The sequence below is a fragment of the Bradyrhizobium stylosanthis genome, from assembly GCF_001641335.1.
GTDB lineage: Bacteria > Pseudomonadota > Alphaproteobacteria > Rhizobiales > Xanthobacteraceae > Bradyrhizobium > Bradyrhizobium stylosanthis.
Genome location: NZ_LVEM01000009.1, coordinates 22714 through 46184 on the forward strand (window position 1 = coordinate 22714; position 23471 = coordinate 46184).

The 23471-nt window shown below is 66.0% G+C and carries 24 protein-coding genes; 9 read left to right on the top strand and 15 right to left on the bottom strand.

Going from position 1 to position 23471, the window contains the following annotated elements; translation table 11 throughout:
• Positions 1-14 precede the first annotated feature (14 nt).
• Complete coding sequence (locus A7X65_RS38625) at positions 15-389, top strand: response regulator (protein ID WP_025033579.1); 375 nt, start codon at positions 15-17, stop codon at positions 387-389.
• Between the two features lie 191 nt (positions 390-580).
• On the opposite strand, the gene A7X65_RS38630 is transcribed toward A7X65_RS38625, so the two are convergent.
• Positions 581-1735, bottom strand: coding sequence for a DUF4175 family protein (locus tag A7X65_RS38630; protein ID WP_063694657.1), 1155 nt, complete (start codon positions 1733-1735; stop codon positions 581-583).
• Positions 1723-3657: a TIGR02302 family protein gene (locus A7X65_RS38635; protein WP_063694658.1), complete on the bottom strand. Its 1935-nt coding sequence runs from the start codon at positions 3655-3657 to the stop codon at positions 1723-1725. The genes A7X65_RS38630 and A7X65_RS38635 overlap by 13 nt, the downstream gene beginning before the upstream one ends.
• A gap of 170 nt (positions 3658-3827) precedes the next feature.
• Between A7X65_RS38635 and A7X65_RS38640 the strand changes: the two genes are divergently transcribed.
• The 3 genes from A7X65_RS38640 to A7X65_RS38650 all read left to right on the top strand — a co-directional run bounded on the left by A7X65_RS38640 (position 3828) and on the right by A7X65_RS38650 (position 7317).
• Entirely contained in the window at positions 3828-4211 is a 384-nt protein-coding gene (locus A7X65_RS38640; protein WP_014491654.1) for a carboxymuconolactone decarboxylase family protein, read from the top strand.
• 237 nt (positions 4212-4448) lie between these two features.
• On the top strand, positions 4449-5354 hold the full coding sequence (locus A7X65_RS38645; RefSeq protein WP_063694659.1) for an NAD(P)-dependent oxidoreductase: 906 nt from the start codon (positions 4449-4451) through the stop codon (positions 5352-5354).
• Positions 5355-5580: 226 nt separating this feature from the next.
• Entirely contained in the window at positions 5581-7317 is a 1737-nt protein-coding gene (locus tag A7X65_RS38650; protein ID WP_063694660.1) for a tannase/feruloyl esterase family alpha/beta hydrolase, read from the top strand.
• A gap of 39 nt (positions 7318-7356) precedes the next feature.
• Here A7X65_RS38650 and lysA read toward each other — a convergent pair whose 3' ends face one another.
• From lysA to argH, 3 genes are all read right to left on the bottom strand, one after another.
• The gene (lysA, locus tag A7X65_RS38655; protein WP_063694661.1) at positions 7357-8622 is read right to left on the bottom strand and encodes a diaminopimelate decarboxylase; all 1266 of its coding nucleotides are present in this window, start codon (positions 8620-8622) and stop codon (positions 7357-7359) included.
• A 23-nt stretch (positions 8623-8645) separates the two neighbouring features.
• Positions 8646-8936, bottom strand: a complete 291-nt coding sequence (lptM, locus tag A7X65_RS38660) for an LPS translocon maturation chaperone LptM (RefSeq protein WP_063694662.1) — start codon at positions 8934-8936, stop codon at positions 8646-8648.
• A 99-nt stretch (positions 8937-9035) separates the two neighbouring features.
• Entirely contained in the window at positions 9036-10427 is a 1392-nt protein-coding gene (argH, locus tag A7X65_RS38665) for an argininosuccinate lyase (RefSeq protein ID WP_063694663.1), read from the bottom strand.
• A gap of 101 nt (positions 10428-10528) precedes the next feature.
• Here argH and tlpA point away from each other — a divergent pair, with 101 nt between their 5' ends.
• A complete protein-coding gene (tlpA, locus tag A7X65_RS38670) occupies positions 10529-11194 on the top strand; it encodes a thiol:disulfide interchange protein TlpA (protein ID WP_063694664.1) in 666 nt (221 codons plus the stop codon).
• A gap of 6 nt (positions 11195-11200) precedes the next feature.
• On the opposite strand, the gene A7X65_RS38675 is transcribed toward tlpA, so the two are convergent.
• The 6 genes from A7X65_RS38675 to A7X65_RS38700 all read right to left on the bottom strand — a co-directional run bounded on the left by A7X65_RS38675 (position 11201) and on the right by A7X65_RS38700 (position 15342).
• A complete protein-coding gene (locus A7X65_RS38675; RefSeq protein WP_028182113.1) occupies positions 11201-11395 on the bottom strand; it encodes a putative motility protein in 195 nt (64 codons plus the stop codon).
• A 200-nt stretch (positions 11396-11595) separates the two neighbouring features.
• On the bottom strand, positions 11596-12477 hold the full coding sequence (locus A7X65_RS38680; RefSeq protein ID WP_063694665.1) for a 3-hydroxybutyryl-CoA dehydrogenase: 882 nt from the start codon (positions 12475-12477) through the stop codon (positions 11596-11598).
• Positions 12478-12686: 209 nt separating this feature from the next.
• Complete coding sequence (locus tag A7X65_RS38685; protein WP_063694666.1) at positions 12687-13631, bottom strand: electron transfer flavoprotein subunit alpha/FixB family protein; 945 nt, start codon at positions 13629-13631, stop codon at positions 12687-12689.
• Positions 13631-14380, bottom strand: coding sequence for an electron transfer flavoprotein subunit beta/FixA family protein (locus tag A7X65_RS38690; protein ID WP_063694667.1), 750 nt, complete (start codon positions 14378-14380; stop codon positions 13631-13633). Before A7X65_RS38690 ends, A7X65_RS38685 begins: the two co-directional genes overlap by 1 nt.
• A gap of 127 nt (positions 14381-14507) precedes the next feature.
• Positions 14508-15080, bottom strand: a complete 573-nt coding sequence (locus A7X65_RS38695) for a cob(I)yrinic acid a,c-diamide adenosyltransferase (RefSeq protein ID WP_063694668.1) — start codon at positions 15078-15080, stop codon at positions 14508-14510.
• Between the two features lie 67 nt (positions 15081-15147).
• On the bottom strand, positions 15148-15342 hold the full coding sequence (locus tag A7X65_RS38700; RefSeq protein ID WP_018646527.1) for a twin transmembrane helix small protein: 195 nt from the start codon (positions 15340-15342) through the stop codon (positions 15148-15150).
• Positions 15343-15507: 165 nt separating this feature from the next.
• Here A7X65_RS38700 and A7X65_RS38705 point away from each other — a divergent pair, with 165 nt between their 5' ends.
• On the top strand, positions 15508-16401 hold the full coding sequence (locus A7X65_RS38705; RefSeq protein ID WP_063694669.1) for a YihY/virulence factor BrkB family protein: 894 nt from the start codon (positions 15508-15510) through the stop codon (positions 16399-16401).
• Here A7X65_RS38705 and A7X65_RS38710 read toward each other — a convergent pair.
• The 3 genes from A7X65_RS38710 to A7X65_RS38720 all read right to left on the bottom strand — a co-directional run bounded on the left by A7X65_RS38710 (position 16328) and on the right by A7X65_RS38720 (position 19547).
• On the bottom strand, positions 16328-17599 hold the full coding sequence (locus A7X65_RS38710) for an ATP-binding protein (protein ID WP_063694670.1): 1272 nt from the start codon (positions 17597-17599) through the stop codon (positions 16328-16330). The two genes, A7X65_RS38705 and A7X65_RS38710, sit on opposite strands and share 74 nt — an antisense overlap.
• An 86-nt stretch (positions 17600-17685) precedes the next feature.
• Positions 17686-18573 (bottom strand): tRNA glutamyl-Q(34) synthetase GluQRS, encoded by an 888-nt coding sequence (gluQRS, locus tag A7X65_RS38715; RefSeq protein ID WP_063694671.1) that lies wholly within the window; start codon positions 18571-18573, stop codon positions 17686-17688.
• Positions 18573-19547: a nucleotidyltransferase domain-containing protein gene (locus tag A7X65_RS38720; protein ID WP_245324065.1), complete on the bottom strand. Its 975-nt coding sequence runs from the start codon at positions 19545-19547 to the stop codon at positions 18573-18575. The genes gluQRS and A7X65_RS38720 overlap by 1 nt, the downstream gene beginning before the upstream one ends.
• On the opposite strand from A7X65_RS38720, the gene A7X65_RS38725 reads away from it, so the two are divergent.
• A complete protein-coding gene (locus tag A7X65_RS38725) occupies positions 19524-20177 on the top strand; it encodes a DNA-3-methyladenine glycosylase family protein (protein WP_063694672.1) in 654 nt (217 codons plus the stop codon). The genes A7X65_RS38720 and A7X65_RS38725 overlap by 24 nt on opposite strands.
• Here A7X65_RS38725 and A7X65_RS38730 read toward each other — a convergent pair.
• Positions 20174-21061 carry a LysR family transcriptional regulator gene (locus A7X65_RS38730; RefSeq protein ID WP_063694673.1) on the bottom strand — a complete coding sequence of 296 codons (888 nt, stop codon included), beginning with the start codon at positions 21059-21061 and terminating at the stop codon, positions 20174-20176. The two genes, A7X65_RS38725 and A7X65_RS38730, sit on opposite strands and share 4 nt — an antisense overlap.
• Positions 21062-21244: 183 nt before the next feature.
• On the opposite strand from A7X65_RS38730, the gene A7X65_RS38735 reads away from it, so the two are divergent.
• Both A7X65_RS38735 and A7X65_RS38740 read left to right on the top strand, forming a co-directional pair.
• A complete protein-coding gene (locus A7X65_RS38735) occupies positions 21245-22219 on the top strand; it encodes an NAD(P)H-dependent flavin oxidoreductase (RefSeq protein ID WP_063694757.1) in 975 nt (324 codons plus the stop codon).
• Between the two features lie 51 nt (positions 22220-22270).
• Positions 22271-23455 (top strand): ABC transporter substrate-binding protein, encoded by a 1185-nt coding sequence (locus A7X65_RS38740; RefSeq protein WP_063694674.1) that lies wholly within the window; start codon positions 22271-22273, stop codon positions 23453-23455.
• Positions 23456-23471 lie beyond the last annotated feature (16 nt).

Below are 23471 nucleotides of genomic sequence, written 5' to 3' on the forward strand. Positions count from 1 at the left end.
CCAAGGCTGGTCTCATGCCGAAAATCCTGATCGCCGACGACGAGGACTCGATGCGCACGCTGGTGGCGCGCGCCATCGCCATGGACGGCCACGAGACCGTGACGGCGCAGGACGGCGCCGAGGCGCTGGAGATCCTGACCCGCGAGGACGGCGCGTTCGACCTCCTGCTTACCGACATCCAGATGCCGGTCATGGACGGCATCGCGCTGGCGCTGTCCGCCGCGCGCGATTTCCCCGACCTCACCATTCTGCTGATGACCGGCTTTGCCGACCAGCGCGAGCGCGCCTCGAACTTGAATGCGCTGGTGCATGACGTCGTGACCAAGCCGTTCTCGGTCGCCGATATCCGCACCGCAGTGGCGGACGCGCTGGCGGCGAAGAAGGGGTAGCGAGCACCTGCCGCCGCTGTGACGCGAGGTTGCTCCTGCACGATCGGTGTCGTCCCGGCGAAGGCCGGGACCCATACTCCCCAGCAGCAGTCACGACGCGAGCTGGTCACTCCGAGTCTTCGCCAAACCACTCCCTGTGATTATGGGTCCCGGCCTTCGCCGGGACGACATCGGGGAGAGATCTCGCAGCTTCAAAAATCCTTCAGCAGCCGCTCGATGTAATCGAGCTCGATCTGCGGGCGCGAGGGATCGCCCAAGCGGCGGCGGAGCTCTTCGAGGATGCGGCGGACGCGCTGGGCGTCGATCTCGCCGGGGATCTTGACCGTGTAATCGTCGCTGAATTCACGGCCATGGAGCGGACGGCCGAGCGGGTCGGTCTGATTGCCGCCGCTCTGCTGACGGCCGGCCCGGTTGCCGGGGCCATCGCCCTGCCCGTCGCCATCGCCCTGCTGCATCGCCTCGGCCATCTTCTGCGCACCCTTGCGCAAAGCGTCGAGCGCCTTGCCCTGCGAATCCACGGCGCCGTCCGCATTGCCTTCGCCGAGCTTCGAACCGGCGTCGCCCATGGCGCCGTCGGCGGCGTCGAGGCTGCCGTCGTCATCACCCTGGTCGCCGTCCTGATCGCCATCCTGGCCGGACTGTCCGGGGTCACCCTGCTGGCCCTTCTGTCCCGGCTGACCTTTCTGACCCTTCGGTCCCTTCTGCGTGAGACCGCGCTTGGCGAGCTCGTCCTGCAGCTTCTTCAGGCGATCGCGCAGCGCCTGCTGGTCCTGCTGGAGGTCCGACATCGACTGGTCGCCCTGCGGCTTGCCGCGCGAGCGGTCACGCCGGGAATCCTGGCCCTGCTTGAAGGTCTTGTCGCGCAATTGCTGCTGCTTGCGGATCATGTCGCTGAGCTCGTTCAGCGCCTGCTCCATGTCGCTGTCGCCGGACTGCCCCGGCTGCGCCATCTGGAGATTTTCCATGATCTGCGCGAGCTGCTCGAGCATGCGCTGCGCGGCCTCTTTGTTGCCTTCGCGCGCGGCCTTCTCGATCTGCTTCAAGAGCTCGTCGAGATCGCGCTGCGTGATGACGTTGCGATCACGATTGGAGGACTGGCTCCGTTCCGTCGCGCGCTTGTATTCCTCGAGCTTCTGGATCGCGTCCGACTGGTTGCCCAAGCTCTTGCCGGATTCCTTCTGCCTGAGGCTGTCGCCGGAATCCTGCATCGCCTTTTCGGCGCTGTCGAGCAGCGCGTCGGGATCCTGGTCCAGCTGGGCAGCCGCCGGCGAGATGCCGCCGAGCAGCAGAGCGAGGCAGGCGATCGGGATCGCCTTGAAGACTGGCACGCGCGCTAGCTTCCGCATTTCCGGTCTCGCGTAAACTGGTTGGCCCCGTCGTTGCCCGCCTTGGCCCGGTTGCTCGCCGACTTGCGATAGGCCTGGAGCTGCTGGCGAAGCGCGTCCTGCTGCTGCGCCAACTCCTCGAGCTGCTCCGCCGTCGCATTCTGGGTCTTCTGTCGCAGCTGGATCGCCTTGTCGAGGATGAGCTGGACCTCCGCGGGGAACGGCTGCCGGGGCCCGAGCGGATTCTGCTCGGCGCGGCGGGCGAGATCGCGCACCTTGCCGGCCATGGCCTCGCGGAGCTTCTGCGTCAGCACCTTGATCTCGTCCTCGCTGGCGCCGCGTTCCAGCGCCCGCTTGAGCGCATCCTGCGCCGAGCGCAGCGCCGCGTTGACGCTGCCGGCGACGCCGTCGTCCTCGATGGTGACCGCGAACGCCCACATGCTGCCCACCACTTCGCGCAGCGCATCGTCGGTGCGGGCCGCTTCGAGCTGGAGCGCGAGGCTGCGCAGGCCGAGATAGCAACCGGCATCCGGCGTGAACAAGTCGGGCGCGATCATCAGCGCGTCGAGCGCGGCGTAGACGTCGGAATTCTTGTTGGCGTCGAGCGCGAGGATGCGGCGCTGCTCGATCAGCGCGCGCGCGAGCGAGTTGGTGAAGAGGCGCTCGGGCAGGCGCATGTTGAAGGGTTCGCTCTTGGCCTCGTTGCCAGCCTCGTCCTTGGCGGTGAGCGTCAGGGTGACGTCGGCGCCGGCATAGGGGTCCTCACTGAGATCCTTCACGGTCTGGCCGACGCCGTTGCGGGTGCGCGCATTCGGCAGCACCAGCGGGAATTGCGGCGGCTGGAACAGCGGCCGCGCGGCGGCGGCCTTGGTGTCGTCCTTAGTTGCGTCCTTGCCATCGGCAGCACGCAGGCCGATCTGCGCCTCGGCGCCGGTGACGCCGTAATCGTCCTCGATCTTGTAGGAGAGCTGCAGCGCGCCGCGGGCCTGGCGTTCCGGATCCTTGGCGAGCGAGATCGTCGGCGGACGATCGGGCGTCGCGGCAAAAGCCCATTGCGGCTGGCCGGACGGCGCGCGGACATGCGCGGTGCCGTCGGCGGTGATGGCAAAGTGCTTTTCGTTAGTGCCCTTCGGCGTGGCCTCGGTGGGAGCGACCTCCTTGAGGCCGCCGGAGACGACGACGTCCAGGTTGCCGCCGGAGGAGCGCACGATCAGGGTCGAGCCGGCGGGCACGGCGAGCGGACCGCTCGCCGGCAGCGCGGCGGCTTCCTTGTTCGCGGCCGACAGGATCACCGGCGGCTTGCCGGTGTAGAGCGGCGGCGTGACCCAGGCGTCGACGCGGACATTGGTCGGCGCCAGCACGCCGTTCCAGTCGAAGGCCGCGCCGAGGCGCATCGCGCGCTCATCGCCCGCGGCAAAGAAGGTCGCAACCAGCATCACCATGACCAGGGCGCGCAGAGCCCAGGGATCATGCAGCGCGAGCCGCGGCCGCGGCAGGCCGGCACGGATACGCTTGAGCGAGGCCAGCGTGCGTTCGCGCTGCGCCTGCCACAGCGCCTTCGCGATCGGGTCCTGCGAGCTCAGGGTGTCGGTGAGCGTGGTGGCCGGGCGATGGCGGATGCCGGAGCCGCGGTCGAGCCGGCTCAGCGCTTCCTCGCGGCTCGGCCAGCGGAAACGGATCAGAGGGAACAGGGCGGCGATCGCAAGACCGGCGAAGACGGCGAGACCGATGGCACGGGCAACGAACGGCAGCGCCAGCCAGAGACCGGCCCAGGACACCACCAGGAACAAGCCGATGACGGTCAATAGCCGCGCGAGATTTGGCCAGGCACGCTCCCACGCGATGGCATAGATGGCCCTGTCGAGGGCCTGCGCCAGCTTCAGCCGCGACAGAGCGTCGCCATCGCGGTTCGGGTCTGACGGGTCGGGGGTGACGCCGTTCAATAAGCTCTCCAGGTTGCCCGGTAGAGCGAAGCCTACCACAACGGCAGCACTGAGGCATCCGTTCCTGTACGGGAGACACCCCTTTTCCCGCATAACACGAGGACGTGACTGGCCCGCCGCAACCCCGTAATTTCCGCGCGCCATTCCCAAGAGGACGAGAAGGAAACGTCATGGACAAGAAAATGCACGACAAGGGCCTGGAAGTCCGCAAAGCGGTGCTGGGGGAAGCCTATGTCAACAACGCCCTGAAGAACGTCGACGACTTCAACCGTCCGTTCCAGGAGATGCTCAACGAATATTGCTGGGGCACGGTGTGGGGCCGCGAGGAACTGCCGCGCAAGACCCGCAGCATGCTCAACATCGCGATGATCGCGATCCTCAACCGCCAGCACGAGTTTCGCGCGCATCTGAAGGGCGCACTCACCAACGGCGTCAGCCGCGACGAGATCCGCGAGATCCTGATGCAGGTGGCGATCTATGGCGGCATGCCGGCCGCCGTCGACAGCTTCCGCATCGCGCGCGAGGTGTTCGCGGAGATCGATGGGAAGGCGTGAGGGCTGTGGTGAGGGGCGCGAACTCCCCTCACCACCGTCGTCCCGGCGAAGGCGGGGACCCATAACCACAGGCAGATGTGGTTACGGGGACTCGGAGTTATCAGCTTCGCGCCACACCGCTTCCTGGGGTTATGGGTCCCGGCCCCCCGCGCGCAATTGCGCGCTAGGCCGGGACGACACCGAGGATGTGGCGCGCAGTTCTCAACCGACAACGAATAACAAGCACAAGGAAACACCATGGACATCGGATTCATCGGGCTCGGAAACATGGGTTTCCCGATTGCGCGGCGGCTAATCGAGGCGGGGCACAGGCTCGTCGTGTTCGACACGCGCAAGGAGGTCACGGACAAGCTCGTGGCCCGCGGCGCGACGGCTGCGACATCGCCGAAGGACGTCGCCGACCAGGTCGAGACCGTGATGGCGAGTCTGCCCTCGCTGCAGGCTTCGCTCGAGGTCGCCACGGGCGCGAACGGCGTGATCGAGGGCAGGCGCGCCAAGCGCTTCATCGATCTGTCCACCGTCGGCTCGGCGATGGCCGTGAAGATCCACGGCCTGCTCGCCAAGCGCGGCATCGTGCAGATCGACTGCCCCGTCTCCGGCGGCGTCGGCGGTGCCGAGAAAGGCACGCTGGCGGTGATGGTGTCGGGGCCGAAGGCGGAGTTCGAGCTCCTGAAGCCGGCACTCGACGTGATCGGAAAGGTGTTCTTCATCGGCGAGAAGCCCGGCGCGGCGCAGACCATGAAGCTCGCCAACAATTTCCTGTCGGCCACCGCCATCGTGGCGACGTCCGAAGCCGTCGTGATGGGCGTGAAGGCCGGGCTCGATCCCGCCGTGATGATCGACGTCATCAATGCCGGCTCGGGCATGAACACCGCGAGCCGCGACAAGTTTCCGCGCTCGGTGCTGCCGCGCAGCTTCGATTTCGGCTTCGCCACGGGGCTGATGGTGAAGGACGTGCGGCTGGCGCTGGAGGAGATGAATCAGCTCGGCCTGTCGATGGAGGTCGCCGACGCGGTCGGGCGTCTCTGGGAGACGGTGATCGCCGCGGAAGGCGCCGAGTCCGATTTCACCGCGGCGATCAAGCCGATCGAGAAGAAGGCGGGGGTCGTGGTCGGCGGCAAGGGCGGCTTGGCAGGGAAATAGCCGCACGCCTTAAGCCGCGTAACCCGGATGGAGCGAAAGCGACATCCGGGATTGCTGGATCATTCCGAGAGTCCCGGATTGCACACCGCTGCATCCGGGCTACGACGCCGCAACTGGCGCGCGAGCGTCTCGTAAATTTCGCGGCGCCACCTTTCACCCTTGAGTTGTATTCTTTGTAAGTTATCCTGTCCTCTCTACAAGCCTGAAAAAATCCCGGGAGGACGGAATGAAGCGTCATCGACACTTACTTGTCGGTGCGACCATGGCCCTGTTTGCCTGTGTCGCGATCAGCTCGCCCGCAATGGCGACGGCGTGCACCAATCTTCGATCCTTGCAACTGCCGCACACGGTGATCAATTCGGCGGACGACAACACGACCGGCACCTTCGTGCCGCCCGGCGCGAGCCCGATCACCGGCCTGCCCGCATTCTGCCGCGTCACCGCAACCCTGGTTCCCAGCTCCGACTCCAGCATCAGGATCGAGGTCTGGCTGCCCGAGACCAGTTGGAACGGCAGATTCCTCGGCACCGGCGGCGGCGGCTTCCAGGGCGTGATCACCTACAATGAGCTCGCCATCGGCCTCCGGGCCGGCTTTGCCGCGACCAATAGCGATCTCGGCACTGGATCTTCAGGATGCAATCCGCTGTTCTGCGGCTCGGCCGGCAACATGGGCAATCCGCTCGCCATTCAATTCGGCGATCCCGCGAGCCCCTCGGCCGGCCTGTTCGGGCATCCCGAGCGGATCAAGGATTTCGGCTATCGCGCGATCCATCTGATGACCGTGCGCGGCAAGGAAATCGCCAATGTGTTTTACGGACAGCGGCCGCAGAGGGCCTATTTCGCCGGCTGCTCCACCGGCGGTCAGAACGCACTGATGGAGGCGCAGCGCTTCCCCAATGATTACGACGGCATCCTCGCCGGCGCGCCCGCGTTCAACCGCACCCACCTGCACATGGCGGGCCTCTATGGCTGGCAGAACGCGCATGCTACCCTCGGGCGGTTCATCCAGACCGGCCAGATGACGCTGATCAACCAGGCCGTGCTCAAACAATGCGTCGGACAGGACGGCGGCGCCCCCACCGATCAGTTCCTGACCGACCCGCGCGATTGTCGTTTCGATCCGAAGGTCCTGCTCTGCAAAGGCGGCAACGTGCCGCCCGCCTGCCTGACCTCCGAGCAGGTCACGACCATGCAGCGCTATTATGCCGGCACGATCGACCCGGTGAACGGGCAGATCATCAATCCGGGTTCGCAGCGCGGCAACGAGACCGACGATATCCTCGCGCTCGGTCTTGCCTTTCAGGAGCGGCTGCCCGAGCCAGCCTTCGACGGCCTGTTCTATTGGGTGTTCGGCCCGAGCTTCGGCTACCCTTCAAGCCCAACCAATTTTGCCAATTTCGACTTCCACCATGACATCGCCAAGGTGGACGACCAGCTTGCCGCGGTGCTGAACGCCACCAGCACCGATCTCGGCGAATTCCGCGCTCATGGCGGCAAGCTGCTGATGTACCATGGCTGGGCCGACCCGCTGATCCCGTCACAGAGCAGCATCAACTATTTCCTCGCGCTGGTGGGGAATGAGGGCCAAGGCGTGCAAGAGGCCAGCTTCTTCGATCATGGCAACGGACCTGGCAATCCAGCGCTGAGGCGGACCCAGAGCTACACGCGTCTGTTCATGGTGCCCGGGATGTATCATTGCTCGGGCGGGCCTGGTCCGAACACGTTCGATGCGCTCACACCGCTGGTCAAATGGGTCGAGGCCGGCGTCGCGCCGGACACGATCCTCGCCACGAAGTTCGTGGCCGATACGCCGCCTGCGGTCCAGATGACACGGCCGCTCTGCGTCTTCCCAAAGGTCGCGAAGTACAACGGCCGCGGCGACAGCAACAACGCGGCGAGCTTCACCTGCGTCACCGACGACAACGATTTCAATCAGAAGCCGGCTCCGAAATACGGGCCGTAACGCGCACGTAGCGCCGGCGAGTGCACCTCGCCGGCGTACTCACAGCCACGGCGCCGGCGTGTCCATCGCGATCAGCTGCTCGACCTCGATGCGCGGGCGCACCACGGCGTATTGATCGCCCTTCACCAGCACCTCGGGCACCAGCGGACGCGTGTTGTAGGTGCCGGCCTGCACGGCGCCATAGGCACCGGCCGTCATGATCGCGAGGAGATCGCCCGCCTTCGGCGTCGGCAGCGTGCGGTCGAGCGCGAGATAGTCGCCGGTCTCGCAGACCGGGCCGACCACGTCGGCCTTGATCGTGTCAGCCCCCTTCCCCGGCTGCGTCACCGGCAGGATGTCGTGATGGGCCTCGTACAGCGTCGGGCGGATCAGGTCGTTCATCGCGGCGTCGATGATGACGAAATTCTTGCCGTCGCCGTGCTTCACATAGATCACCTTGGCGACCAGGATCCCGGCGTTGCCGACGATCATGCGGCCCGGCTCGAACATCAGCGTACAGCCGAGATTGTGGCTGACGCGCTTGACCATGGCGGCATAGGCGGCGGGCGCCGGCGGCGCCTCGCGGTCCATGTAATAGGGAATGCCGAGACCGCCGCCGAAATCGACGTGGCTGATGTCGTGGCCGTCGCTGCGCAGCGTCTGCACGAAGTCGGAGAGGATGCGGAACGCCGTCTCCATGCCGGAGAGATCGGTGATCTGGCTGCCGATATGCACGTCGGTGCCGGTCACCTTGATCCCGGGCAGCTTGGCCGCGCGCGCGTAGACCTCGCGGGCGTGCACGATCGGGATGCCAAACTTGTTCTCGGACTTGCCGGTGGAGATCTTGGCATGCGTGCCGGCATCGACGTCGGGATTGACGCGGATCGAGATGCGCGCAGTCCTGCCCGTTTCGGTCGCGAGGCGCGACAGCAATTCGAGCTCGGGCTCGGATTCAACGTTGAGGCAGAGGATGTCGGCGGCCAGCGCGGCGCGCAGCTCGTCTTCCGTCTTGCCGACGCCGGAGAACAGGATCTTGCTGGCGGGAATGCCCGCGGCGAGCGCGCGCTTCAACTCACCGCCCGAGACCACGTCGGCGCCGGCGCCGAGCTTGGCCAGCGTGCGCAGCACCGACTGGTTCGAGTTTGCCTTCATGGCGTAGCAGACCAGCACCTTCTCTCCGGCGAAGGCCTCGGTGAAGACGCGGTAATGCCGCTCCAGCGTCGCGGTCGAATAGCAATAGAACGGCGTGCCGACGGTCGCGGCCAGCTCGGACAGGTTCACGGCCTCGGCGTGCAGCACGCCGTTGCGATAGTCGAAATGGTTCATGGCGTTGGCTCAGTTACCCCGGCCTACCGGCCGGGTTTGTCGTCCAGGAGCGGATCGAGAATAAACGATTTCTTGTTGCCCTTGGGTGCCGCTGGAGCTGCGTCCGCACCGTAGGTCGGATTGAACACGCTCGGCGTCTTCTGGGCTTCGGTGTCGGTATCGGTCGGCCCGGCGACGTTGGCCGTGGACGCACTGGAGGCGGTCGGCGGCAGATCGAGCGGACCTTTGCGGCCGCAGCCGGCCAGCGCGAGCGCCGTCAGGCTCAAGACAATGATGGCCCACCCCGAGCCGGCCGGGCGAAACTTTGACGTCACGACGAAATCCCCACTACGCGGGGCGCACCATACAGAGATTGGCGCGCTCTGGCGAGAGCCGGATGGCCATGAAACATAAGCGAAATTTTGCCCGCAGCCCTATTTCCGCTCTTTTTCCAGCCGCTTCGCCCAGCTCTTCGCCTGCGACATCACATTCTTCGGCGCGGTGCCGCCGAAGCTGGTCCGGCTCTTCACCGACGATTCGACCGACAGCACGCCGAGCACGTCCTTGGTGATCTTGGGCTCGATTGCCTGCATCTCCTTCAGCGGCAGTTCGTGCAGCGCCACGCCGCCCTCGGCGGCCTTGGCGACGATGCGGCCGGTGACGTGGTGGGCGTCGCGGAACGGCATCTTCAGCGTCCGCACCAGCCAGTCGGCGAGATCGGTCGCGGTGGCATAGCCCTCGCCTGCGGCGGCCTTCATCTTCGCTTCGTCGGGCACGAGGTCGCGGACCATGCCGGTCATGGCGCGGATCGCCAGCGACAGCGCGGCAAAGCCCTCCATGGCGCCCTGCTTGTCCTCCTGCATGTCCTTTTGATAGGCCAGCGGCAGGCCCTTCATCACGATGAGCAGGCCGTTGAGCGCACCGATGACGCGGCCGGTCTTGGCGCGCACCAGCTCGGCCGCATCCGGATTGCGCTTCTGCGGCATGATCGAGGAACCGGTGGTGAACTTGTCACTAAGCCGGACCAGGCCGACCAGGGGCGAGGTCCAGATCACGATCTCCTCGGCAAAGCGCGACATGTGCACGGCGCAGATCGAGGCCGCGGACAAGGTCTCCAGCACGAAATCGCGATCGGAGACGGCATCGAGCGAGTTCGCCATCGGGCGATCGAAGCCGAGCGCCTTGGCAGTGGCGTGGCGGTCGATCGGGAACGAGGTGCCGGCGAGCGCGGCGGCGCCCAGCGGCGATTCATTGAGCCGCTTGCGCGCGTCCTGGAAGCGGCCGCGGTCACGCGCGGCCATCTCGACATAGGCGAGCAGATGGTGGCCGAAGGTGACGGGCTGCGCAGTCTGAAGATGCGTGAAGCCGGGCATCACGGTCGCAGCATGTTCGAGCGCGCGATTGACCAGCGCGGCCTGGAACGCGGCGAGCGCGGCATCGGTCTCGTCGAGCACATCGCGGACATAGAGACGGAAGTCGGTCGCGACCTGGTCGTTGCGCGAGCGCGCGGTGTGCAGCCGGCCGGCGGCGGGGCCGATCAGCTCCGACAGGCGGCTCTCGACATTCATATGGATGTCCTCGAGCGCACGCTTGAATTCGAAGCCGCCCTTGCCGATCTCTGACAAAATCGTGTCTAGACCCTTGCCGATATTTTTCGCATCAGAAGCCGTGATGATGCCATTCGCGGCGAGCATCGCGGCGTGGGCCTTGGACGCGGCAATGTCCTGGGCAAAGAGGTGACGATCGACGTCGATGGAGACGTTGATCTCTTCCATGATCTCATCGGGACGCTCCGAGAACCGGCCGCCCCACATCTTGTTGCTCATGATCCCCTGCTCGCGCCTTGCCTTGCCGCACATTTGCTGGCCGCAGCCAGCCGTATTAAGAGGCCCCTGATAGCCATATCTGCGACCGGATGACAAACGATATGCTCGACAAGAAGCCCTCCGCCACGCGCCGGATCCCCCTCGTCATCGCCACCGTGGCGGTCGGAGGGCTGGCCGCGTTCGCGGCGCTGTACGGGCTGGGCCTGAGCCGGACGCCCTCGGGCGATCCGACCTGCAAGCCGGCGGTGGCGACGGCGCAAAAGATCGCCCCGCTCGCCCATGGCGAGCTGGCGGCGCTGACCATGGCCAGCGCGCCGCTGAAGCTGCCCGACCTCACCTTCGAAGATGCCGACGGCAAGCCGAAGAAACTGTCCGATTTCCGCGGCAAGACGCTGCTGGTGAACCTCTGGGCCACCTGGTGCGTGCCCTGCCGCAAGGAAATGCCGGCGCTGGACGAGCTCCAGGGCAAGCTGTCGGGCCCGAATTTCGAGGTCGTGGCGATCAACATCGACACCCGCGACGCGGAGAAGCCCAGGACCTTCCTGAAAGAGGCCAATCTGACCCGTCTGAGCTATTTCAGCGACCAAAAAGCCAAGGTTTTCCAGGATCTTAAGGCGATAGGCCGGGCCTTGGGCATGCCGACCTCGGTGCTGGTCGACCCGCAAGGCTGCGAAATCGCGACGATCGCGGGGCCGGCGGAATGGGCGAGCGAGGATGCGCTCAAGCTGCTGCGGGCCGCGACCGGCAAGGCCGCCGCCTCGTTCTAGGGTGGCTCAGGCCGTCACGTTGAGATTGCCGCCGACGCCGGGGCCGACATTGGCAAGCGAGGGCTGACCGGCGCCCATCAGCGTCAGGACCGTGGATTTCTCCATATCCATGTTCTGCTTGGTCAGCGTCGCCGCAATATTCGACTGCAGCGCGCCTTGCTGAGCGGCCAGCATGGTGCTGACCATCGCCATCATGTCCATTACGCGAACCCTCGTACTGGCCGTAACCTAGAGGCGAGCGGTTAATGGGACATGAATTGTCACGAAGTGGATGCCAGCCGAGGGCAACGGTGCCGTAGGGTGGGCAAAGGCGCGCTTGCGCCGTGCCCACCACCTCACTGTGGCCGCGAAAATGCGTGGGCACGCTTCGCTTTGCCCACCCTACGACACCTGGGAATGGATTACCGCGTCGGAACCGGCTTGGCGCCGCGGTAATCGTAGAAACCGCGCTGGGTCTTGCGGCCGAGCCAGCCGGCCTCGACATATTTCACCAGCAGCGGGCACGGGCGGTACTTGGAGTCGGCGAGGCCCTCGTGGAGGACCTGCATGATCGACAGGCAGGTATCGAGGCCGATGAAGTCGGCGAGCTCGAGCGGCCCCATCGGATGGTGCGCCCCGAGCTTCATCGCGGCGTCGATCGCCTCGACGTTCCCGACGCCTTCATACAGCGTGTAGATCGCCTCGTTGATCATCGGCAGCAGGATACGGTTGACGATGAAGGCCGGGAAATCCTCGGAGACGGCGACCTGCTTGCCGAGCTTGGCGACGAATTCCTTGGAGGCCTCGAAGGTCGAATCGTCGGTGGCGATGCCGCGGATCAGCTCCACCAGCTCCATCAGCGGCACCGGATTCATGAAGTGAATGCCGATGAAGCGCTCGGGCCGGTCGGTGGCGGCGGCAAGGCGGGTGATCGAGATCGAGGACGTGTCGGAGGCGACGATCGCCTCGGGCTTCAACACCGCGCAGAGCTCGTGGAAGATCTTGCGCTTGACCTCTTCCTTCTCGACCGCGGTCTCGATCACGAGATCGCAATCGGCGAGATCGTCGAGCTTCTCGGCCAGCGAGATGCGCGCCATCGCCTTGGTCTTGTCGTCCTCGGAGACGGCCTTCTTGGAGACCTGGCGGGCCAGATTACCGTTGATGGTGGCCATGCCCGACTTCAGGCGGTCCGCCGAAACGTCGTTGAGCACCACGTCGAAGCCGGCCAACGCCGCAACATGCGCGATGCCATTGCCCATCTGACCCGCGCCGATCACGCCGACCTTCTTGATCACTGCCGCCATAATGTCATCCACCGGAACGGCGCGCAGATCGCGCCCTGCCTATCCCCTGAGCCGGGAGGTCTGATTTGACCAGAAGCCTGATTTAATCAGAACCTTGGCTCGAAACCTAGATTGGATCGCTTCGAAGGCGTGCCCCACGCCAAAGAAAACGCCTCAAAAATGAAACACCGGCCGGAGTTTATACCTCCGGCCGGTGTTTTGTACGGCTTTTACTTGCCGAGCTTGGCGAGTTCGTCGGTCAGCTCAGGAACCGCCTGGTAGAGGTCGGCGACCAGGCCGTAATCGGCGACCTGGAAGATCGGCGCGTCCTCGTCCTTGTTGATCGCGACGATCACCTTGGAGTCCTTCATGCCGGCCAGATGCTGGATCGCGCCGGAGATGCCGACCGCGACATAGAGCTCGGGGGCCACGACCTTGCCGGTCTGGCCGACCTGCCAGTCGTTCGGCGCATAGCCGGCGTCCACCGCCGCGCGCGAGGCACCGACGCCGGCGCCCAGCTTGTCGGCCAGCGGCTCGATGTACTTGGCGAAGTTCTCTCGGCTCTGCATGGCGCGGCCACCGGAGACGATGATCTTCGCCGAGGTCAGCTCGGGACGGTCGCTCTTGGCGACTTCCTCGCCGACGAAGGACGACAGACCGGGATCGGCCGCCGCCGCAACGTTCTCGACGCTCGCGCTGCCGCCTTCGCCTGCTGCGGCGAAGGTGGAGGTGCGGACCGTGATGACCTTCTTGGCGTCCTTCGACTTCACTGTCTGGATGGCGTTGCCGGCATAGATCGGACGCTCATAGGTGTCGGGGGCGACCACCTTGATGATCTCCGAGACCTGCATGACGTCGAGCAGGGCGGCGACGCGCGGCATCACGTTCTTGAAGCGCGAGGTCGCGGGCGCGACGATCGCGTCATAGCCGGAAGCCAGCGAGACGATCAGCGCAGCCAGCGGCTCGGCCAGATCGTGCGCATAGGGCGCGCCGTCGGCGAGCAGCACCTTCTTGACGCCGGCGAGCTTGGCAGCGGCGTCCGCCGCGGCCTTGGCGTTCTGGCCGGCCACCAGCACCTCGACGTCCGCGCCGAGCGCGGCGGCCGCGGTCAGGGCCTTGTTGGTCGCATCCTTGAGCGACGCATTGTCGTGTTCGGCAATCAGAAGCGTCGTCATCAGAGCACCCCGGCTTCGTTCTTGAGTTTCGACACCAGCTCGGCGACGTCCTTGACCTTGACGCCCGCCTTGCGGCCCGCCGGTTCAGTGGTCTTGAGAACTTCGAGACGCGCGGCGACGTCGACGCCGTAATCGGCGACGGTCTTCTCCGCGATCGGCTTCTTCTTCGCCTTCATGATGTTCGGAAGCGAAGCGTAACGCGGCTCGTTGAGACGGAGATCGGTGGTGACGATCGCCGGTCCCTTCAGCTTGACGGTCTGCAGGCCGCCGTCGACTTCGCGCGTGACCTTGAAGTCAGATCCTTCGACCTCGAGCTTGGAAGCGAAGGTCGCCTGCGACCAGCCGAGCAGCGCGGCCAGCATCTGGCCGGTCTGGTTCGAGTCGTCGTCGATCGCCTGCTTGCCCAGAATGATCAGGCCCGGCTGCTCTTCGTCAGCAACCTTCTTCAGGATCTTGGCGACGGCGAGCGGTTCGACATTGCCGTCGGCCTTCACCAGGATGCCGCGGTCGGCGCCCATGGCGAGACCGGTGCGGATCGTCTCCGACGCCTGCGCCGGTCCAATGGAGACCACCACGACTTCGGTCGCCTTGCCGGCTTCCTTCAGCCGCAGCGCTTCCTCGACCGCGATTTCGTCGAACGGGTTCATCGACATCTTGACGTTGGCGAGTTCAACGCCCGATCCATCGCCCTTGACGCGGACCTTGACGTTGTAATCGACCACCCGCTTTACCGGCACTAAGACCTTCATCGATCCTCTTTCACTCAATTTGGGAGGGGGGATTATCAACTGGCGCGGAACCTAAAGGCCTGATCCGGCCCGGTCAACGCGCGAAGCGGCCAATTTTTAGACCTTAGAAATGCGCGATCCAAATGGGTCAGCGGTTCTGGCCCGGAACCCAGAGCACGTCCCCGGCGCCGTTATGGTTAGCGGCACGGCTCGCCACGAACAGGAAGTCCGAGAGGCGGTTCATATACTGGATGCCAGCGCTACCAACGGGCTCGCCCGGCTGCGCCGCCAGTTCCACGATCACACGTTCCGCCCTGCGGCATATCGTGCGCGCGACATGGAGGTAGGCTGCGGCCGGCGTGCCGCCGGGCAGCACGAAGGAGGTCAGCGGAGCGAGCTTGTCGTTGAGCGCGTCGATGTCGCGCTCGAGCCGCTCGACCTGGCTCGCCACCACCCGCAGCCGCTCCGCCTTGCCCTCGCGCTCTGGCACCGCGAGATCGGCACCGAGGTCGAACAGATCGTTCTGGATGCGGCCGAGCATCGCGTCGAACTCGGGCATCTCATGGGTATGGAGCCGCACCACGCCGATCGCGGCGTTGGTCTCGTCGACGGTGCCGTAGGCCTCGATGCGGAGATCATATTTCGGACGGCGCTCGCCCGAGCCGAGCGCTGTCGTGCCGTCGTCACCGGTCTTGGTATAGATGCGGTTCAGCACAACCATGCAAGATTCCTTAGTTTCAGGGCGTGGTCTGATCGGAAAACCGCTTCACACTTTTCCGGATCACGCCCTACCGCCCCATCGCCCAGACCGCGGCCATGGCGATCACGATCGCCACGAACTGGAGCAGCACGCGCCAGCGCATCAGCTTCTGCGAGGTGTTCGGTGAGCCGCCGCGCATCATGTTGACGAGACCGAGCAGCAGCACCAGCGCCACAGCGCCGACCGCGATCGGGAGGATGAAAGTACTCAGGATAGATGCCATCTAAAGGTAGATAACACCCTGCGCAGCGCTTCGCTATGGCGTTCCCGATCTGGCTTTTGAGCCAATAATATCAGAAGCTCATGAAATGATTTCCGATTTGCATCCGCCGCCGGCCCTCTTCGCCTCTCCCCGCGTGCGGGGAGCGGGGCAAAGCCGGGGCAAGCCGTGAACGCCGTCCGCACGATCTATGGCGTGGTGATGGACGCGTTCTACACGTTCCTGGCCGACGACGGCTGGGCGATCGCGAGCCATATCGCGCTGTCGACCTTGATGGCGCTGTTCCCGTTCCTGATCGTGCTGACCTCTCTCGCCGGCTTCTTCGGCTCCAAGGAACTGGCCGACCAGGCCGCCAGCCTGATGCTGCAGGTCTGGCCCAAGCAGGTCGCCGATTCGATCTCGGGCGAGATCCACGACGTGCTGACCACGACCCGCACCGGCGTGCTGACGATCGGCGCGGCCCTGTCGGTCTATTTCGCTTCGAACGGCGTCGAGGCGCTCCGCGTCGCGCTCAACCGCGCCTATGCCGTGGTGGAGATGCGGCGCTGGTACTGGCTGCGACTGGAATCGATCGGCTACACGCTGGTCGCGGCCGTCACCGCGCTCGCCATGGCATTCCTGATCGTGCTCGGCCCGCTGTTCATCGAGGCGGCGCGACGCCACATCCCGCTGTTCGTCGAGTCCAACGAGAGCATCCTCACCTGGCTGCGCTACGGCATCACCGTCGGCGCATTGGTGGTGGCGCTGCTGATCCTGCACGCCTGGCTGCCGGCAGGCCGCAGGAGCTTCGTCCAGATCCTGCCCGGCATCGTCTTCACCATCGTGGCGTCGCTGATCTCGGGCATCGTGTTCGGACAATATCTGGCGCGCTTCGCCAACAACTACGTCACGATGTATGCGGGGCTCGCCTCGGTCATCATCGCGCTGGTGTTCCTGTATTTCATTGCCGCGATCTTCGTTTACGGCGGCGAGCTCAACGCCGCGATCATCAAGTCGCGACTTCCTCACGGCGTGTCGCTTCAAGCAGCGCAGTCGCTAGAGCCCGCGGAGACACAGGCTTGACGAGGAAGGCGTCGGCGCCGGCTTCGCGCGAGGCCGCCTCGTCCTCGCCGCGCCCGGAGACCCCGATGATGGGGATCTGAGCCAGCGGCGCCGCCATGGCGCGAATGCGCCGGATCGCTTCGATGCCGTCGATCCCCGGCAGCACCATGTCCATCAGCACCGCATCGAAGGCGCCCTGCTCCAGCCGGTTCACGGCATCCTCGCCGCGCCCGATGAACTCGGCATGATGGCCGAGCTCGGTCAGAATGGTGTTGAGCACGACGCGGCCGAACGGATTGTCCTCGACGCTGAGCACGCGGAGCGCGGCGACCGCGTTCACCCCGGCCTCGCCCTTCGCTTTGCGCGACCGGGCCGGCTCTGCCGCATCCAGCGACACCGTCAATGTAAAGGTGGCGCCGCCGCCGCCGCGCGGCGCGACCGAGATGTCGCCGCCCATCGCGCGCGCCAATTGCTTCACGGAGGACAGCCCGAGCCCGGCGCCGCCGAAGCGCGAGGCGATGGTGACATTGGCCTGGGTGAAGGGGCGGAACAGCCGCTTGATCTCGGCCATGGTGAGACCGATGCCGCTGTCCGACACAGCGAAGGCGACGCCGACCCGGCCTTTGCCCTTGGCCTTGCCTTTGGCCGGCCGCCAGGGCGCGACCGCGAGCGCCACGGCGCCGTGCTCGGTGAACTTCACGGCATTATCGATCAGGTTCTCGAGCGCGGCACGCAGGCGGACGGGATCGCCGACCACCAGCCCCGACAGCTTGTCGGAAATCTCGACACGGGCCTGAAGCCCCTTGGCCGCGGCGCGCCCGGCGAGCGAATCGCCGGCGCTGCGGGCCAGCGCCCTGAGGTCGAACAGGTCCTGCCGCAGCGCGCTGCCGCCCTTGCCGGCTCCCTTGCCCGTTCTGGCCGCGTCCACGAACAGCGTGGCAAGGCTCGCCAGATGCTCCGCGCCGGCCTTGATCGTGTCGGCCCAGCGCCGCTCCCGCTCGCCGAGATCGGAGGTCGCGAGCAGGTCGCTGATGGCGAGAATGCCGGTCAGGGGGGTGCGGACTTCATGGGCGAAGGCGGCGAGCGCCGCCTGGACCACGTCGGGCGCGTCTGCCTTGGCGGCGCTGCGCTTGCGCACCTTGCCGGCCGCCCCGGACCGCTTCCGAGGCGGTCGCCTGGACGTCCGCGTAGTGCGCGCTGCGCGCGATTTCGCCGCCATAACTCCCCTTCGAAGTATCCCTTCGAACCCCGGGCCGTCGGGCAAGCATGGCACGGCGGAACCCCCGGAGTCACGGCAGCGTTTTGCTAACCCCCAGAGAAACTTGACCTAATCCCCACCAGCCGGCGGATACCGTCAGGCGAGGTCCCACCGGCACGCAACTCCCGCAATCCGGTGGCCTGGCTCGACTTCGACAGCTTCCGTCCCGCCTCGTCGCGAATCAGGCCGTGATGGCGGTACGCGGGTTCCGGCAGGCCGAGCAGGACCTGGAGCAGGCGATGGACCGAGGTCGCGTGAAACAGGTCCTGCCCCCGGACCACCTCGCCGACGCCCTGGAGCGCGTCGTCGACGACGACCGACAGATGGTAGCTGGTCGGCGTCTCCTTGCGGGCCAGGATCACGTCGCCCCAGGCCTCCGGACGCGCCGGCACGGTGCCGCACTCGCCATTAGGCCCCTCGCCGAGCTCGTTCCAGGTCAGGCCGCCAACGCGGCGGCAGGCGGCCGCCATGTCGAGCCGGAGCGCATAGGGCACGCCCGAGGCGATCAGGCGCGTCCGCTCGCCGGCGGCCAGCGACTTCGCTTCGCCCGGATAAAGCGGCGCGCCGTCGGGATCGCGCGGCCAGGGCCCGCCGGCCTCGCGCGCGGCCACCAGTTTTGCGATCTCGGCGCGGCTCTCGAAGGCGGGATAGACGAGGCCGAGCGCGGAGAGCTTGTCCAGCGCGGCGCGGTAGTCGGACAGATGCTCCGACTGCCGCCGCACCGGCCTCTCCCAGGCGATCCCGAGCCAGCCGAGGTCCTCATAGATCGCCGTCTCAAATTCCGGCCGGCAGCGCGTCGCGTCGATGTCCTCGATCCGCAGCAGCAGCCGCCCGCCGGTCTCGCGCGCGCGATCGAAATTGAGCAGCGCGGAATAGGCGTGGCCGAGATGCAAAAAGCCGTTCGGGCTGGGGGCAAATCGGAAAACGGGTGGCATCAGGCAAGCCGGAACGGAAGAACGGCACCGCTCTCCCGTTCGAGGCGCTCCACCACGCCGCGGTAAAACTGTTCTGCCCGAATGATCATCTGTTCCGATAAACCTGGTGCACTGCTCTCGAAGAGACGACGGGCAAGCTCGAACTCCGCATCGAGGAAACTGGCCACGGTGCGCGGCAGTGGCGCCGAGCCGAGCTCGTGCGTGATCGACTTCCGGGCCATGAGCTCGGCGACCTCCGATTTCAGTTCGCTCGGCGGGTCGCACTCCTCCATCAGGGTAGGAAAATGCATTGGCGCCACGGCTTCGGCAGGACGCATGCGCAGCCATCGCAAAGCGGCGGCGGGCCGAAGTGCATAGAAGATCTTCTTTTGCGCAACGCTCGTCCCGTCACCGAAATAGACACGCCGTTGGCGCTCGCCGAGATGAAGATAGTGGCGGCAGACCGCCTCCCGGCTCGCGGCCTCTCTGGCAAACGCCAGAAACTCGTCGCGAAACCATGCCTGCCCCCGGTAAACGACGGGCGAGCACAACCACTCCACGATGACTGCATTGCCCTTCAACAGGAGCTGGAGCGCCTTGCGCAAGTCCCAACCGTTGGCGTCGAGATCGCCTTCGAACGGGAGCTCGATGACGTCACGGCTGACCCACGGCGTGATGTGATCGACCGCGCGGCGCACATAGACAAAGCGGCAGTCATAGTCGCTGTCAGGAGACGCAAAACCCCAGGCTCGGCTTCCACTTTCGATGGCCAGCGGCAGGAAAACGCGGTGTTCATCGGCGACGCGATCCAGCATGGCATCGATCAGGGCGACTTTCCCGCCGTCCATCTCCACAGGAATACTTCTCAAAGTCATCGAACGCTTCCGGGATTCCGATAGTATGGTCTTAATCTTATCGTCCCAAGGCGTCCACAGGATGCCAAACCCGCATCGCGGCGAGCCGATGACGCCATGACCATCCACCTCGAAACCCAATCCGATCTCGAAGAGGCCGTCCAGGCGCTGATCAAGCGCGATCCGCGCCTCAAGCCGGTGCTCGAGGTCGCGGGCATGCCGGCGCTGCGGCGGCGCGAGCCGGGCTTTGCGGGACTCGCGCACATCGTCTGCGGGCAGCAGCTCTCGACCGCGAGCGCTGCGGCGATCTGGGGCCGGCTGTCGGCGGCGTTCGATCCGTTCGACCATGACGCCGTGCGCCGCGCCCGCGCCGACCGGCTGGGACGGCTCGGCCTGTCCGCCGCCAAGATCAAGACACTCAAGCATCTCGCGCGCGAGATCAATGCGCAGCGGCTGAGCCTCGAGGTGCTCGCGGAGGAAGACGCCGACGCCGCGCATCACACCTTGATCTCCCTGCCCGGCATCGGCCCCTGGACCGCCGACGTCTATCTGCTGTTCTGCCTCGGCCATGGCGATGCCTGGCCGGCCGGCGACCTCGCCGTGCAGGAGGGCATCAAGATCGGCCTCGGCCTGAAGGCGCGGCCGACGGAAAAGCAGATGGCGCCGCTCGCCGAGCCCTGGCGTCCGCTGCGCGGCGCCGCCGCGCATCTGTGGTGGAGCTATTATCGCGCGGTGAAGAAGCGCGAGGGCGTGCTCGCGGGATCGGCTTAGCCTCGCAACTGCTCGCGATCGGCGCGGGCACATCCGGCCACGAAGTCGATGACGGCGCGCACCGCGGACAGTTCGACAAGATCGGGATGCGCGAGCAGCCAGAGGTCGGCGACGCTGACGAGCTTCTGCGGCGCGACGCGCACGAGGTCCGGATAGCTCTCCGCAACGAAGCAGGACAGCGCGGAGATTCCGATTCCCGCGCGCACCGCCGCCAGCATGTCGCCTTGCGACGAGCAGCGCATCACGACGGTGCCCTGGCGTGTGATCGTGTCGCTCCAGCGCGCAAGCTGCGCGTTCGAATCCTGATCGGCAAAGCCGACGACGCTGTGCCCTTTCCATTCGCCGCTCCGCTCCGGCAGGGACCGGCCGGCGGCATAGTCGCGCGAAGCATAGAAGCCGGTGCCGAGCCGGCCGACCTTGCGGCCGACGAGGTTCTCCTCGCCGCTGTCGACCGGACGCAGCACGACGTCGGCCTCCCGGCGGCGCACGCTGGCGGGAAACGGGTGGGTGATGATCTCGAGCCGGATATGGTCATGCTCGCTCAGGAAGGATCGCAGGCGCGGCATCAGCCAATGCGACGCCAGCGTGGCGCCGATCGACAGCTTGACCGTGCCGCGCGCCTTGCGCCCGCCGGCGCCGACGGCGGCCTCGGCCCGAAGCGCGGCGGCCGCCATCGCCTCCGCATGCTCGCGCAGCATGCGTCCATCGGCGGTGAGCACGAAACCGTCCGCGGCGCGCGCCAGCAGCTTGGTGCCGAGCTGCGCCTCCAGCGCCGCGATCTTGCGGCTGACGGTCGGATGGCTGGCGTGCAGCCGCCGTGCCGCAGCGGTGAAGCTGCCGGTGTCGGCGACCGCGACAAAGGTCTTGCAGAGATCCCAATCCACCGGGCGGCTCCGTTCAAATCTGGTCAGGCGTGTGTTCAATATTGGACGATCCCATCTCCGCCGTCCAACCCTATAGTGGGGTCAAAGCGCCGGGCGGCGGATGTCCCCGCCGGTGCGACAATCGACATGGAAGCGCTCACCATCGGCCGGCAGGCCGTTGACGCGCGTTGTCAGGAGGATCGGATGGCACTGCCCGCCCTGCTCAAGAACAATCTGGAGCTGCCCGTCGTCGGCTCGCCCCTCTTCATCGTCTCCGGACCGGAGCTGGTGATCGCCCAGTGCAAGGCCGGCGTGGTCGGTTCGTTTCCCGCACTCAATGCCCGTCCGGTCGAGAAGCTCGACGAATGGCTGAGCCAGATCGAGGACGAGCTCGGCGAATTCAAATCGCGCAATCCCGGCAAGAAGGTCGCGCCCTACGCCGTCAACCAGATCTGCCATGCCTCCAACGACCGGTTGATGAAGGACATGGAAACCTGTGTGAAGCACAAGGCGCCCATCATCATCACCTCGCTGCGGCCGCCGGCGGAGATCGTCGAGGCCGCGCATTCCTATGGCGGGCTTGTGTTCCACGACGTCATCAACGTCAAGCATGCCCGCAAGGCCGCCGAGCAGGGCGTCGACGGCCTGATCCTGGTCTGCGCCGGCGCGGGCGGACATGCCGGCACGCTGTCGCCCTTCGCGCTGGTGCGCGAGGTCAAGCAATGGTTCGACGGCGCGATCCTGTTGTCGGGTGCGATCAGCGACGGTTTTGGCATCGCCTCCGCGCTGACGCTGGGTGCCGATCTCGCCTATATGGGCACCCGCTTCATCGCGACGCGGGAAGCCAATGCCGATGAAGCCTACAAGTCCGCGCTGACGCAGCACGCCGCGCACGACATCGTCTACACGAACCTGTTCACCGGCGTGCACGGCAATTACCTCGGCCCCTCGATCGCCGCCGCGGGACTCGATCCGGACAATCTCCCGGTCGCCGACAAGACCAAGATGAATTTCGGCTCCGGCGGCAACATGAAGTCCAAGGCATGGCGCGACATCTGGGGATCGGGCCAGGGTATCGGGCAGATTACCGACGCGCCGCCGGTCGCCGAGCTGGTCGGCCGGATGAAAGCGGAGTTCGATCAGGCCCGACAGGATTTCCTGATGCGAGCCAGCGCCTGACGGCTCGGTCCGACAAGAAGATTGGACTGAAAAGACAAACGGGAGGACATCATGAAACTGGCAGCCGCACTGATCGGCCTGTCGTTGCTGGGGCCCGCCGCCGGCAGCGCCTGTGCCGAAGGCGCCGGCGAGATCCGCATCGGCCAGACCCTGCCCTATAGCGGCCCGGCCTCCGGCTTCGGCGCGATCGGACGGACGCAGGAGGCGTTCTTCGAGAAGGTCAATGCCGAGGGCGGCATCAACGGCCGCAAGGTCCGGTTCATCACGCTGGACGATGCCTATTCGCCGCCGAAGACGGTCGAGCAGACCCGCAAGCTGGTGGAACAGGACGAGGTGCTGATGATGTTCGGCTCGCTCGGCACCGCCACCAACAGTGCCGTGCAGCGCTACCTCAACGGCAAGAAGGTGCCGCAGCTCTTCGTGCTCTCCGGCGCGACGAAATGGGCCGAGCCGCAGAAATATCCGTGGACCATGCCCGGCATGGCGGCCTACGAGTCCGAAGGCGTGGTCTATGCCAAGCACGTGCTGCGCACCAAGCCCGGCGCCAAGATCGCCATCCTGTCCCAGAACGACGATTTCGGCCGCGACTATGTCGCCGGCTTCAAGCGCGCGCTCGGCGAGAAGGCCGCGAGCCTGATCGTGGCGGAGCAGACCTACGAGACCAGCGCGCCGACGATCAGCTCGCAGCTCTCCACCCTGAAGGCCTCGGGCGCCGACGTACTGTTCGGCGTCGTGCTCGGCAAGTTCACCTCGCAGATGGTCAAGGGCGTCGCCGAGATCGGCTGGAAGCCCGAGCTGTTCTTCGTGCCGACCTCGGCCTCGTCGATCTCGTTCCTCGAGCCGGCCGGGCTCGACAACGCGGTCGGCCTGATCTCGTCGAGCAACCAGAAGGACACGATGGACCCGCAATGGGCCGAGGATCCCGGCGTGAAGGAATATTTCGCCTTCATGAAGCAGTACATGCCGACCGCAGACCTCTCCAACTCCAACTACGCGGCCGGCTACCACTACGCGACGCTGCTGATGACGGTGCTGAGAGCCTGCAAGGACGATGTCAGCCGCGACAACATCATGCGCCAGGCCGCCTCGCTGAAGGAGGTGAAGCTGCCGCTGCTGCTGCCGGGCATGTCGGTGACGACCGGCCCCGACGACTACCTGCCGTTCCAGCAGCTTCAGCTCCGCCGCTTCAACGGCAAGAGCTGGGTGGGCTTCGGCGACGTGCTGGATGACCGCTAGACCAAAGCGAGATTGA